Below are 12,481 nucleotides of genomic sequence, written 5' to 3'. Positions count from 1 at the left end.
TGGCCGGCATGTCGATGACGATCAAGGTGTACGAGGTCAACCGGCACGGTTTCACGACGCGCGTCGTGAAGCCCAAGACCGAGGTCGCCCCGGCCGATTTCATCCCCCTCTGCCACGTGTTCCCGGCGTGCTGGTGCAAGCGGTGCACCGGCACGACCGGCTGGTGCGACTGGCACAAGGGTCCGTCCGGTACCGCCGTCCCGATCGATGTCATCAGCGAGGGGTCGGGCACCGCGACTCCCCGGTACGCGTGCGCGCCGTGCCGGGAGCAGCGGGGCCTTCGCCTGGCGTCTGAGCAGCGGTGACCGCGCCGGTCCGTAGAGCCCTCGCGCCCGCGTGCCGCGTAGGGATTCATGCGGAATGCCCAGGGCCGGTCACCGTGAGGGTCCGCGACGTGGTTGTCGAGCGCCTCCGCTGTGCCTGTCCCTGCCACACCTGCACCAGCCCACCACGCGAGGAGCGATCTTGAGCAACATAACGCCCACCGAGCCCACTCCTCGCAGGGACGAGGCAGCCCGCCGGAAGGGAGATGCGGAGGACGAGCAGAAGGCGAAGAACAACCCGGTTCTGGCAGACCTGCTCTGGCTGCAGCAGACCCGGGCGGTCCGCCTGGCCGAGATGCGTGACCAGGGGTGAGATCCGCCCGCTCGCGGGGCGTCACGGCGGTCACCCGCGAGCGGGTACGCCGCCGGGTCGGGCAGCGGCTACCGTCCCGCCCGCAGCAGGTGCTCCCGCCCGGCGGCCAGCAGCCCCGGCACTTCCGCCGCGCCCGGGTGCCACCGCTTCTCGTACTCCCAGCAGACCCAGCTGTCCGCGTCCAGGGTGTCCAGACAGGCCCTCAGCGGGAGCACCCCGGCCCCCAGCGCCAACGGCTCGGTCTCCTCCGCCGACGCGATGTCCTTCACCTGTACGTAGCCCAGATGCGGGGCCAGCACCGCATGGCTCGCGGCCGGGTCCTCGCCCGCCAGCCAGGTGTGCATGATGTCCCACAGCGCACCGACCGACCCGTGCCCGACCGCGCCGACGACCCGGGCCACGTCGACCCCGGCCCGGTGCGAGTCATGGGTTTCCAGCAGGATGCGTACGCCCTTGTCGGCGGCGTGCGGGGCGGCGGCGGCCAGTCGGCGGGCGGCGGCCGCGTCGGCCGCGGCGGGGTCCTGGCCGCCGCCGCCCGGGAACACCCGGACGTTCCGCGCGCCCAGGTCGTGGGCCAGTTCCACCAGCCCGGCGAGCTCGGCCAGCACGGGCTCGTCGTCGCCCTCGGCGGCGGCCCGGACGTACCCGGCGACGGTCAGGATCTCGACGCCACCGTTCTCGAACTCCTCCACGACACGGGCCCGTTCGGGCGCCGAAAGGCCCGGGTGCACCGGCTCCTCGGGGTGGGCGCGCAGCTCCACCCCCTGATAGCCGTGCCCGGCGGCGAGCCGGACGACGTCGGCGATCGGCATGCCCGGCACCCCGAGGGTCGAGAAAGCGAGCTTCACGTGCGTGTTCCTTCCATCGGATCCACCGGCCGCCGCTGGTCGGGCCGGGGTCGGCAGGGCTCCCGGAGCAGCTGCTCCAGGTTACCCAGCAGCCTCAGCGCGTCCGCCCGCTGCCGCGGTCCCAGCCGCTCGCCCGGCTCCGGCCGGACCGCGTCGGCCGGAGCGCAGGACACCACCCGCAGCGCCGCGGCGGCCGCGGGCCGCACCGCACCCGGGCGGCCCGAAGCGGCCACAGCCGTGAGTGGGGCGCACCGCACCCGGGCGCCCCGCGGGCCTACTGCGCCCGCGGCGGCGCCGTCGACCCCCGGATCATCAGCTCGGCCGCGATCGTCGCGATGCCTCCCGGCGGCGGGGACTCCTTGCCCATCGCCAGCCGCCCGGCCCGCGCGCCCGCCTCGAAGAGCGGCAGCCGTACGGTCGTGAGCGCCGGGACCGCGTCCACCGAGAACGGCAGATCGTCGAAGCCCGCCACCGAGACGTCCTCGGGGATGCGCAGACCACGGTCCCGGACCGCCGCGCTCGCCCCCAGGGCCACGGTGTCGTTGGCGGCGACGATCGCCGTCACCTCCGGTTCACGGCGCAGGAGTTCGAGGGTGGCGTCGTAGCCGGAGCGGCGGTCGTAGGGGCCGTGGACGGTGAGACGCTCCTCGTCGTACGCGCCCGCCGCGCGTCCCTTCGCCCCCCTCCCGTCGCCGATGAGCCCCGCCGCCCTCAGCGCGTCCCGGTGGCCTTCGAGCCGGTGGCGGGTCGTCGTCCGCTCCAACGGACCCGCGACGTAGCCGATCCGCCGGTGGCCGAGCGAGAGCAGATGCTCGGTGAGGCGACGCCCGCCGCCCCGGTTGTCGAAGGCGAGCGCGGCCACCACCGCCTCGCTGCCCGGCAGCGGGGGCCGCCCGCACAGCACCACCCGGGTGCCCGCGTCCGCGAGTTTCGCCAGCTTGGCGGAGATCGCCGCCTGGTGCGCCGGGTCCTCCACCGCGCCGCCGGTGAGGACGACGGCGGCGGCACGCTGGCGCTGGAGCAAAGTGAGGTAGGTCAGCTCGCGCTCGGGGGAGCCGCCGGTGTTGCAGATGACGGCGAGCTTCTCGCCGCCGGCCCGCCCGGAGCCGTCACCCGGACCGCCGATCTCGGTCTGCGCCGCGCCCGCCATGATCCCGAAGAACGGGTCGGCGATGTCGTTGACCAGGATGCCGACCAGGTCGGAGGTGGCGGCGGCGAGCGAGCTGGCCGGCCCGTTCAGCACGTAGTCGAGGTCGTCCACCGCACGCAGCACCCGCTCCCGGGTGGACGCGGCCACCGGGTAGTTGCCGTTCAGCACGCGGGAGACGGTGGCCGCGGACACCCGGGCGCGAGCCGCCACATCCGCCAGGGTGACTGTCATCGCTTCCTCCGAGGGTTTTGGACCGACCCCTCTTGTCCGGGCCGCTGTCGGCAGGCTAGCGTCATACGAGATAGAAAGCGCTTGCTACGGCTGTATGGAGGGAACTTCGTGACACGCAGGACAGTGCGCATCGCCATGAACGGCGTCACGGGTCGCATGGGATACCGGCAGCACCTGGTGCGCTCGATCCTCGCGATCCGCGAGCAGGGCGGCCTCGATCTCGGCGACGGCGACGTGCTGTGGCCCGAGCCGGTCCTGGTCGGCCGCCGCGCCCACGCCCTGGAGGAGCTCGCCGCGCGGCACGCCCTGACCGAGTGGTCGACCGACCTCGACGCGGTCCTCGCCGACGACACCATCGACATCTACTTCGACGCCCAGGTCACCTCGGCCCGTGTCGAGGCGATCAAGAAGGCGATCGCCGCGGGCAAGCACATCTACACCGAGAAGCCCACCGCCACGGACGTCGAGGGCGCCCTGGAGCTGGCCCGTCTGGCCCGCGACGCCGGGATCAAGCACGGCGTCGTCCAGGACAAGATCTTCCTGCCGGGTCTGCTGAAGCTGAAGCGCCTCATCGACGGCGGCTTCTTCGGCGAGATCCTCTCCGTGCGCGGAGAGTTCGGCTACTGGGTCTTCGAGGGGGACTGGCAGGAGGCCCAGCGCCCGTCCTGGAACTACCGCGCCGAGGACGGCGGCGGCATCGTCGTCGACATGTTCCCGCACTGGGAGTACGTGCTCCACGAGCTGTTCGGCCGGGTCTCCACCGTCCAGGCGCACGTCCAGACGCACATCCCGCAGCGCTGGGACGAGCAGGGGAAGCCGTACGCCGCCACCGCCGACGACGCCGCGTACGGCACCTTCCAGCTGGAGAGCGGTGCCGTCGCGCAGATCAACTCCTCCTGGGCGGTCCGGGTCAACCGCGACGAGCTCGTCGAGTTCCAGGTCGACGGCACGCACGGCTCCGCCGTCGCCGGTCTGCGCAACTGCCGCGTCCAGCACCGCTCGGCCACCCCCAAGCCGGTCTGGAACCCCGACCTCCCGGTCACCGAGCCGTTCCGCGACCAGTGGCAGGAAGTCCCCGACAACGCCGTCTTCGACAACGGCTTCAAGGCCCAGTGGGAGCTCTTCCTGCGCCACATCGTGCTCGACGAGCCGTACACCTGGGACCTGATGGCCGGTGCCCGCGGTGTCCAGCTCGCCGAACTGGGCCTGAAGTCCTCCGCCGAGGGACGCCGCTTCGACGTACCGGAGCTGACACTGTGACGAGCCGCCTCGCGTACGGCACAACGGAGCTGATCCCATGACCATCCACCTCCCGCAGGGGCCGTACGAACCCCGGACCACCCCGCTCGGCCTCGCCCCCGGCGGCACACCGCTCGCCTCCCGTACGGTCTTCTCGGCCGCCCACGTCGTCGCCGACCCGTACGCCGACATCAGCCCCGACGACCCCGTGGCCGTCGACTGGGACGCCACCCTCGCCTTCCGCCGTCACCTCTGGTCGCACGGACTCGGCGTCGCCGAGGCCATGGACACCGCCCAGCGCGGCATGGGCCTGGACTGGGCCGGCGCGGCCGAACTGATCCGCCGCTCCGCCGCCGAGGCCAAGGCGGTCGGCGGCCGGATCGCGTGCGGCGTCGGCACCGACCAGCTGCCCGCCGGGCCCGCCACGCTCGCGCAGGTGCGGGCGGCGTACGAGGAGCAGCTCGCCCTCGTCGAGGAGAGCGGCGCCCAGGCCATCCTGATGGCCTCCCGCGCGCTCGCCGCGGCGGCACAGGGGCCGGAGGACTACCTGGAGACGTACGCCCACCTGCTGCGCCAGGCCTCCGAACCGGTCGTCCTGCACTGGCTGGGCCCGATGTTCGACCCCGCTCTGGAGGGCTACTGGGGCTCCTCGGACCTCGACGCCGCCACCGACACCTTCCTGAAGGTCATCACCGAACACCCGGACAAGGTCGACGGCATCAAGATCTCGCTCCTGGACGCCGAGCGCGAGATCGAGGTACGCCGCCGCCTGCCCGGCGGGGTCCGCTGCTACACCGGCGACGACTTCAACTACCCCGAGCTGATCGCGGGCGACGACCGCGGCTTCAGCCACGCCCTGCTCGGCATCTTCGACCCGCTGGGCCCGCTGGCCGCGCACGCGGTGCGGGTCCTCGACACGGGCGACACCCAGGGCTTCCGCGACCTCCTCGACCCGACGGTCGAGCTGTCCCGGCACCTCTTCCGGACCCCCACCCGTTTCTACAAGACGGGCGTCGTGTTCCTCGCCTGGCTGGCCGGCCACCAGGACCACTTCACCATGGTCGGCGGCCTCCAGTCCGCCCGCTCGCTGCCGCACCTGGCGAAGGCGTACGAACTCGCCGACCGGCTGGGCCTGTTCCCCGACCCGGAGCTGGCCGGGTCCCGGATGCGCGCCCTGCTCGCGGTCAACGGAGGCAGCCGATGAGCGACGGTCGCCTCTCCATCAACCAGGAGACCATCAAGCAGTGGTCGCTGCCCGAGCTGGCCGAGGGCTGCGTCAAGGCGGGCATCGACAAGGTCGGCCTGTGGCGGGCCCCCGTCCAGTCGTACGGCATCGAGAGCGCCGCCCGGCTCCTCGCCGACTCCGGCATCTGTGTCACCAGCCTCTGCCGGGGCGGCTTCTTCACCGCCCTGGACCCGGCGGAACGGGCCCGCGCCCTGGACGACAACCGCGCCGCGCTCGACGAGGCGGCGGCCCTGTCCACCGACACCCTGGTCCTGGTCTCCGGCGGCCTCCCGGCGGGCAGCAAGGACCTGCACGGCGCCCGCGAACGCATCGCGGACGCCCTGGGGCAACTGGCGCCGTACGCGGCCGAACGCGGAGTACGCCTCGCGATCGAACCGTTGCACCCGATGTTCGCCTCGGACCGCTGCGTCGTCTCCACGCTCTCCCAGGCCCTGGACATCGCGGAACGGTTCCCCGCCGACCAGGTCGGAGTGGTCGTCGACACCTACCACATCTGGTGGGACGACCAGGCCCCCGCACAGATCGCCAGGGCGGGCGCGAGCGGCCGCATCCACTCCTTCCAACTGGCCGACTGGATCACCCCGCTCCCGGCGGGAGTCCTGGTCGGCCGGGGCCAACTGGGCGACGGCGCCGTGGACTTCCGCGCGTTCCGCACCATGGTCGAGGGCACCGGCTTCGACGGCCCCATCGAGGTGGAGATCTTCAACGAGGACCTCTGGGCCCGGGACGGCGCGGAAGTCCTCGCGGAGGTCGCCGCCCGCTACGCCGAACACGCCTGCTGACAGGGCATTTTGCCGTCAGGGTAAAGAGATCGCCAAGGAGTGCAACCGTTCGGCACTCCACCGAGTCATATCTCCCGTCGGGCGCTTCCGGGGAGGGATCCGGGGGGATTGGGAAGCGCTGACGGAGGGGGAATACGAGGGGGGTCCGGTCGTTTCGACCGGGCCCCGTTTCGTTGTGCCGGGGCGGGCGCGGGCCCGCCGTGCGTATCGGCGGCCGATGAGGCGCTGGTCAAGGCCCTGAGGAACTGAGGTGAACAGGTCTGGGTGGCCTCCTGAGCAGGGACGAGTTCCACGGTCCTGATCGTCAGGTGCCGATCAGGCCCTGGCGCTCACCGCGAAGGGGATCGATCTGGCGAGTGCCCCTGCTCAGCAGTGGCGACAGCACCAGGAAGCGTCTCTCAGGGGCGGCTCAGGGCCGGTTCAGGGCCCGGTCAGGGTAATCCCGATGGGTAACGGCGGCTGCACACACCAGAGTTGAGCTTGTCACCAAGTCCATCGACACCGCTCTGGAGGAACCCCGATGCGTAGCCGCCTTGCCGTCACCGCCCTCGCCCTGGCCACTGCTCTCACCGCCGGCACCGCGCTGCCCGCGACCGCCGACAGTGCCGCGTCCAGCGCCCCGGCTTCTGCGAAACCCACGGTCCAGGACATCCTCGACGAGCTGCCCGACGACGTCGTGGCGGGCGCGCTGATCAGACGGGACGGCGTGGGGGCCACTGCCGGTCCGGTCACCGCTGACGCGCATTTCCGGATCGGCAGTGTCACCAAAGTGTTCACCAACACGGTGGTGCTCCAACTCGTCGCCGAGCACCGGATCGACGTGGAAGCACCGGCGCGACGGTATGTCCCCGGGTTGATGCCCGCCGCCTACGACCGCGTCACCGTGCGCCAACTCCTGGATCATACGAGCGGCCTGCCCAAACCCGCCGCGACTCCCGGCCCGGCCGACGGGCCGGGATGGTGGCTCATGAGCGTGACGCCCCAGGACGCCCTGCGTGACTCGTTCGCCGCAGCTCCTGGCACGCCGCCCCCTCCCGGCGACGAGCAGCAGTACAACGGGCTCAACTCCCTTGTTCTCGGCCTGATCGTCGAGAAGGTCACGGGTCACTCCTTCGCCCACGAACTGGAGCGCCGGATCCTTCAGCCGCTGCACCTGAACCACACGAGCCTGCCCGCCGCCGACGACCCGAGGATCCCCTCGCCCCACGCGCAGGTCTTTGTGGACGGGCAGGACGTGTCCGAGCAGAGCCCCTACCCGTGGGCCGAGGGCGGCATGATCTCCACCGCCGCCGACCTGGACCGCTTCATCACGGCACTGTTCCGGGGCCGTCTGCTCCCGCCCGCCCAGCAGAAGCTGGCGTTCGACGTACCCAAGGCGGACAGCGCCGAAAACAACAAGAACTGCTTCGGCACGGATGCCTGCTTCAGCGTCGGAGGGATGATGCGCTACAAGCTGCCGGGCGGCGCGTACGCATGGGGCAAGACGGGTTCCCGCCCCGGCTGGGACAACGGGTTCTTCGCCACCAAAAGCCTCAGTCACCGCGTGGTGTACTCCCTGAACCCGACGGGGACCGGCTCCGACTTCCAGCACATCCAGGCGATCGTCACTGCCGCGCTGGCCGACTGAGAGGGCGTCGGCGGCAGTCCGGATCACGTCTGGCTGGCAGCGTCCCCACCGCAGACATCCGCGGCAACATCACCAGCCACCGGGCCCGGTCCACCATCGCCAGTCAGCTCTACAACGCCAAGGAGCCGATGACGCTCTTCGAGCTGCAGGAATGGCTCGGTCACCAGACACCAGAAGCAACCACCCATTACGCGAAGCTCACGCCCAACACCCTGGCCAGGGCCTACAGTGACGCTGGCTATTTCGCGAGGAACGTCCGCACCATCGAGGTCCTCGTCCCGAACGCTGATGAACCACGACCCGGTCGGTGCCCCGGGTGATCGTCACGGACGAGCTCCGCTCCTACGGCGCCGCCCACCGCGACGCCATGCCGTCGGTCGAACACCGCTCGCCCAAGGGCCTGAACCGCCCGGTCTCGTTGCCGCACTTGCTGCCGGGGCCCGCGGACGCCCTCACCCGGGCAGGGAGGGGATGACGCGCGCGTACGACGGGGCGCCCCTGCGACCGGCCGTTGGCGCGCACGCGCACCGGCCCGCGCACCGGCCGCCGCCGGTGCGCGCATGGCGGGCATTACGAGATGCCGGGGAGCGCCCCCCGGTCGGTGCGGGCGGACCGCTGTCAGGCGTGGCTCAGCGGCACAGGGCCCTGTTCACGACATGGTCGACACGCTTCCTGGCCGCCTCGTCGGACAACTGCATGGTCACTGCGACGTTGGCGGCGCGGCCGTCGTCGGTGGCGCCTCCCCTGGTCTCGTATCCCGGGAAGCTGCCGCCATGGCCCCAGTAGAGGCCGCCGCACGGCAGTGGTTTGCTCACGAGCCCCAGCCCGTAGCGTGCGCCGGGGCCGAAAGTGGCGTCGGCGGGTTTGGTGCCGGTGCGCATCTGGGTGAGCTGGGCTTCCTGGAGGAGGTCGCCGGACAGGAGCGCGGTGAAGAACCGGTTGAGATCGGAGTCGGTGGAGACCAACTGACCTGCGGCCCACCCCCAGGAGGGGTCGATCTCCGTGACATCGACCAACGGCTCGTCGGCCGAAACCCGGTAGTAGCCCTTGGGATGGGCCTCACGGATGGTGGCGTCGCCCGGTGCGGGGAAGTAGGTGTGGTGCAGACCGATGCGCTTGATGATGCGCCGGTCCATCTCACTGGCGAGAGTGTGGCGGGTGACCTTCTCGACGATCAGCCCGGCCAGCACGTAGTTCGTGTTGCTGTACTTCCAGCCCTTCCCGGGGTCGAAGTCGGCCTTGTGCTGGAGAGCGATGCCGAGAAGCTCGCGGGGGGCGAAGTACCGGACGTCGTCGCCGAGGTAGTTGCTGTAGTTGGGGAGTCCGCTGGTGTGCTGGAGGAGCTGACGGACGGTGATGCGGCGTCCGTCGATGCCCTCCCCGTGCACCAGCCCCGGCAGATAGGTGTCGACCGGTTCGTCGAGGCGGATCTTCCCTTCGCCGACCAGTTGCAGCACGACCACCGCGGTGAACGTCTTGGTGTTGCTGCCGATCCGCACCTGCCCGTCCCTGGGCACCTTCGAGCCGGTGGCCAGATCGCCGACTCCTGCGGTGTAGGTACCGGTATGCCCCGCACGGTCCGTGACGCTCGCCAGCGCGGCGGGCAGACCATCGGAGCGCAGCAGTGCGTTCAGGCCCTGCTGGACGGTGTCCGGCCCGGGGGCGGCGGACGCCGCGGGCGATGTCAGTACACCCATCGTCATGACGCCCACGACCATTGCGGCCGCGGCTGCGCGCCGGCGGCCCCGCCGCTGCCCGGAAGAACGAACCTTCTGCCATGCCTGCTCGCGCACGAGCCAACTCCTCTGCAAACAATGCGAAACAGCGGTATGTGCCGGAACCAGTATTTCCGGATGCGACCGCCCGGGCCGATCCCGCTACCCGGCGGGCTCCAGGTAGGGCTACCCCCCGGGACCGGGCGCCGCCGCCGAGTACGCCGCCGAGCACGCGGCGCTCTGACCCCGCTGGTCGGAGCCCGGGTCCTGCGCGCCACTCTTCGCCCGGGCCGTTCATCTGCCGCGCGTCGCTTCCCGGTGCACAGCCGTCAGCGCGTCGTCGATGGGCTGGTGCTGCGGCTTCCCTGAGGAATCCGCAATCGGCGATCCCGGGCGCGCCGCGCCCTATCCGGCCGGCCTCGCGCACCTCGGCCCGTACACCCGGCACACCCACGCGGTGGACGGCATCCGGATGGACTCAAGAGGTCCCGGACCGGGGCCGGCCGACGGGCTCGCGTCGCCGGCCGGCGCGGTCGCTGCGTCTTGGAAGCGGGCGCTGCCGTCACCGCGTCCGCACAATCACTCGGCGCGGCACGGGATCGGCGGCCCCTGCTCGTCACGCGCCCGCAGCGTCATCGCCGCGGATTCCCGCGTCGGCGCCGGGCACTCCGAGGGCGATCGGGCGCCAGGCGGCAGCCCACGAGACCTCCGCCGCGCCGGAGTTGTCGGCCGTCCGCCGGGGCGGGCCCGGCCATGGGAAATCGGGGAGTTACCCGGTTTCGCGGCGGGCCGCACGGGAGTTCCGGTAGGCCCTGCCGATGACCCGGCCCTCCTCGGCACCACCCTGGGCAAGCAGTGAGCGCACCGGTCGGCCCGGCTATGCGGTGTTTGCGTCGTCGCGCGGGTTGCCGGTTGCCGCGCGGGCGGTGACCAGCCCCGATTCGTAGGCCGCGATGACCGCCTGGGCGCGGTCACGGACGTCGAGCTTGTCGAAGATGCTGGTGATGTAGTTCTTGACCGTGGAGACGCTGATGTGCAGGGTGTGGGCGATCTCGGCGTTGCCGAGACCGGTGGCCATCAGACGCCACACCTCGACCTCCCGGGTTGTGAGTTCGCCCAGGTCGGTGGGGAGTGGCTGCGACGCGCCGTGAGGGGCCCGTACGTAGGTGGAGATCAGCCGGGTGAGCAGACGGGGCGCGACGACGGCCTCGCCTGCGTGGACGGTGCGGATCGCCGCGCTCAGGTCCTCCGGCGAGCTGTCCTTGGGCAGGAACCCGCAGGCTCCGGCGCGCAGGGCACCCACGACGTACTCGTCCATGTCGAAGGTGCTGAGGGCCAGGACCCGGCAGCCGGGCACGGTGGCGGCGAGTTCCCCGGTCGCGCCGACACCATCGAGGACGGGCATCCGGATGTCCATCACCACGACGTCGGGGCGCAGTCGGCGGGCAAGGGCGACAGCCTGCGCGCCGTCCTCGGCCTCTCCCACGACCTCGAAGGACGGGTCGGGGGAGAGGATCAGCGACAGGCCGCGCCGGACCAGCGGCTGGTCGTCCGCGATCAGCACTCTGATCCTCGGTGTGTTCGGCCGGGTCCCGATCATCGGTGAGCCCCCTCGTGCTGGACGGCTGCTTCGGCCGCCTCGTCCGTGGTCAGCGGCAGGTCGGCCACCACTGCGAATCCGCCGTCGGCCTGCGGGCCGACGGCGAGGTTGCCGCCGTGCAGGGCGACGCGCTCGCGCATGCCGATCAGGCCGTAACCGCCCGAGCCCACCGACGACGCCCCCTCCTGCGGCGGTGTGCTCCCACCGTCGTCCCGCACTTCGACCGTGACCCGATCCTGGCGATACGTCAGCCTTACGGACGCGCGGGCGGGCCCCGCGTACTTGCGGGCGTTGGTGAGGGCTTCCTGGGTGATCCTGAACACCGTGAGGCCGACGGTCGGCGGCAGCGGGCGCTGCGGCCCGTGGACGCTGAACTCGGTCGGCAGTCCGGCAAGGCGGGACTCGGCCACCAGACGGTCGAGGTCGTCGACGCCCGGCTGGGGCTGCGACGGCGCGGACTCCGGTTCGTCACCGGCCCGCAGCACATCGAGGAGCTGGCGCATCTCGCGCAGGGCGAGCCGCCCGGAGGATTCCAGGGTGACCAGGGCATCCCGGACCACCTCCGGTTCGGCGAGGTTGGCCCGGGCTCCGCCGGCCATCAGCTGCATGGTGGTGATGTGGTGGGCCACGATGTCGTGCAGCTCCCGTGCGATGCGGCGGCGTTCGTCGGCCACCGCACGGTCGGCGAGAAGTCTGCGGTTCGCCGCCACCTCCCGCTGCCAGCGGTTGACCGCCATGGCGGTGCCGACGACGATCAGGGCGGAGAGGGGCGTGACAGCGGCGTCCTGCCAGGGCGGAATCCGGCCGTGGCTCTGGCTCAGCAACGTCAGCGACACCGTCGCGACGGCCGCGACCGCTGTCACCCGGCCGGTGCAGGCCCTGGCGACTGAGTACAGGGCGACCAGCAGGACGGCACCGAAGTGTCTGGGCAGCGGCGCGGTCAGGGTGGCTGTCGTATCGAGTGCCAGTACGGCAGCGAGCGCCACCACCGGGTGGCTGCGCCGGACGAGCAGCGGCAGGGCCGCCAGGGCGACGAGGAGGAACCCGGCCACGCTCACGGCGTATCGGCCGTCGGGGTCGTCGAAGAACACGTAGCTGAGCAGGTTCATCGCGCAGGCCCCGCCGGTCACGAGTGCGTCGTTGCGGGACCACGGCGGCCCGGCGCTGTCGATGCGCAGCGGCTCCCGGGCATCGCCGGGCCCGATGTGTCGGCGCCTGCGCATGTCTGTTCTCCCTGTGTCCGGCCTTACGGCCTCCGGTACAGAGTTTCACAGCAGCCGCAGTGGCAGCACCGTCGGCGGCAGCTCGCGGCCCGCGACCAGGATGGGGACCAGGACCTGGGTCCTGGTCTCTGGCCGGGGCAGGACCCAGGGCCCCGGTCCGGATCATCCGCTGCCACGACGCTTT

Annotated in this window: 13 protein-coding genes and 1 pseudogene; 8 read left to right on the top strand and 6 right to left on the bottom strand. The window is 71.7% G+C overall.

Going from position 1 to position 12,481, the window contains the following annotated elements:
- Positions 1 to 8: 8 nt before the first annotated feature.
- Together ACF08M_RS01515 and ACF08M_RS01510 are read left to right on the top strand one after the other, a co-directional pair.
- Positions 9 to 305, top strand: coding sequence for a hypothetical protein (locus tag ACF08M_RS01515; RefSeq protein WP_392183210.1), 297 nt, complete (start codon positions 9 to 11; stop codon positions 303 to 305).
- Positions 306 to 465: 160 nt separating this feature from the next.
- Positions 466 to 636: a hypothetical protein gene (locus tag ACF08M_RS01510; RefSeq protein WP_392183209.1), complete on the top strand. Its 171-nt coding sequence runs from the start codon at positions 466 to 468 to the stop codon at positions 634 to 636.
- A 68-nt stretch (positions 637 to 704) separates the two neighbouring features.
- Here ACF08M_RS01510 and ACF08M_RS01505 read toward each other — a convergent pair whose 3' ends face one another.
- Genes ACF08M_RS01505 through ACF08M_RS01495 form a run of 3 tightly spaced genes read right to left on the bottom strand, consistent with a single transcriptional unit; the run spans position 705 to position 2,865 of the window.
- Positions 705 to 1,484, bottom strand: coding sequence for a sugar phosphate isomerase/epimerase family protein (locus ACF08M_RS01505; RefSeq protein WP_392183208.1), 780 nt, complete (start codon positions 1,482 to 1,484; stop codon positions 705 to 707).
- Positions 1,481 to 1,717, bottom strand: a complete 237-nt coding sequence (locus ACF08M_RS01500; protein ID WP_392183207.1) for a hypothetical protein — start codon at positions 1,715 to 1,717, stop codon at positions 1,481 to 1,483. The genes ACF08M_RS01505 and ACF08M_RS01500 overlap by 4 nt, the downstream gene beginning before the upstream one ends.
- 41 nt (positions 1,718 to 1,758) lie before the next feature.
- On the bottom strand, positions 1,759 to 2,865 hold the full coding sequence (locus tag ACF08M_RS01495; RefSeq protein WP_392183206.1) for a LacI family DNA-binding transcriptional regulator: 1,107 nt from the start codon (positions 2,863 to 2,865) through the stop codon (positions 1,759 to 1,761).
- Between the two features lie 108 nt (positions 2,866 to 2,973).
- Here ACF08M_RS01495 and ACF08M_RS01490 point away from each other — a divergent pair, with 108 nt between their 5' ends.
- The 6 genes and pseudogenes from ACF08M_RS01490 to ACF08M_RS01465 all read left to right on the top strand — a co-directional run.
- Positions 2,974 to 4,125, top strand: a complete 1,152-nt coding sequence (locus tag ACF08M_RS01490) for a Gfo/Idh/MocA family protein (protein WP_392183205.1) — start codon at positions 2,974 to 2,976, stop codon at positions 4,123 to 4,125.
- A 37-nt stretch (positions 4,126 to 4,162) separates the two neighbouring features.
- Positions 4,163 to 5,308: a dihydrodipicolinate synthase family protein gene (locus tag ACF08M_RS01485; protein ID WP_392183204.1), complete on the top strand. Its 1,146-nt coding sequence runs from the start codon at positions 4,163 to 4,165 to the stop codon at positions 5,306 to 5,308.
- Positions 5,305 to 6,132 (top strand): sugar phosphate isomerase/epimerase family protein, encoded by an 828-nt coding sequence (locus ACF08M_RS01480; RefSeq protein WP_392183203.1) that lies wholly within the window; start codon positions 5,305 to 5,307, stop codon positions 6,130 to 6,132. Before ACF08M_RS01485 ends, ACF08M_RS01480 begins: the two co-directional genes overlap by 4 nt.
- Before the next feature lie 520 nt (positions 6,133 to 6,652).
- The gene (locus tag ACF08M_RS01475) at positions 6,653 to 7,759 is read left to right on the top strand and encodes a serine hydrolase domain-containing protein (RefSeq protein ID WP_392183202.1); all 1,107 of its coding nucleotides are present in this window, start codon (positions 6,653 to 6,655) and stop codon (positions 7,757 to 7,759) included.
- A gap of 128 nt (positions 7,760 to 7,887) precedes the next feature.
- Positions 7,888 to 8,079, top strand: a complete 192-nt coding sequence (locus ACF08M_RS01470) for a hypothetical protein (RefSeq protein WP_392183201.1) — start codon at positions 7,888 to 7,890, stop codon at positions 8,077 to 8,079.
- Positions 8,070 to 8,189: pseudogene (locus ACF08M_RS01465) on the top strand (IS6 family transposase); the annotation flags it as partial. The gene ACF08M_RS01470 and the pseudogene ACF08M_RS01465, both read left to right, overlap by 10 nt.
- A 199-nt stretch (positions 8,190 to 8,388) precedes the next feature.
- Here ACF08M_RS01465 and ACF08M_RS01460 read toward each other — a convergent pair.
- From ACF08M_RS01460 to ACF08M_RS01450, 3 genes are all read right to left on the bottom strand, one after another.
- On the bottom strand, positions 8,389 to 9,552 hold the full coding sequence (locus ACF08M_RS01460) for a serine hydrolase domain-containing protein (protein WP_392183200.1): 1,164 nt from the start codon (positions 9,550 to 9,552) through the stop codon (positions 8,389 to 8,391).
- Positions 9,553 to 10,351: 799 nt separating this feature from the next.
- On the bottom strand, positions 10,352 to 11,074 hold the full coding sequence (locus tag ACF08M_RS01455; protein ID WP_392183199.1) for a response regulator: 723 nt from the start codon (positions 11,072 to 11,074) through the stop codon (positions 10,352 to 10,354).
- The gene (locus tag ACF08M_RS01450; RefSeq protein ID WP_392183198.1) at positions 11,071 to 12,297 is read right to left on the bottom strand and encodes a sensor histidine kinase; all 1,227 of its coding nucleotides are present in this window, start codon (positions 12,295 to 12,297) and stop codon (positions 11,071 to 11,073) included. The genes ACF08M_RS01455 and ACF08M_RS01450 overlap by 4 nt, the downstream gene beginning before the upstream one ends.
- Between the last annotated feature and the right edge of the window lie 184 nt (positions 12,298 to 12,481).

It is taken from the genome of Streptomyces sp. NPDC015032 (genome assembly GCF_043080425.1).
GTDB lineage: Bacteria > Actinomycetota > Actinomycetes > Streptomycetales > Streptomycetaceae > Streptomyces.
The sequence above is the reverse complement of the archived record's forward strand: the minus strand, read 5'-3'. Positions and strand labels throughout refer to the sequence as shown.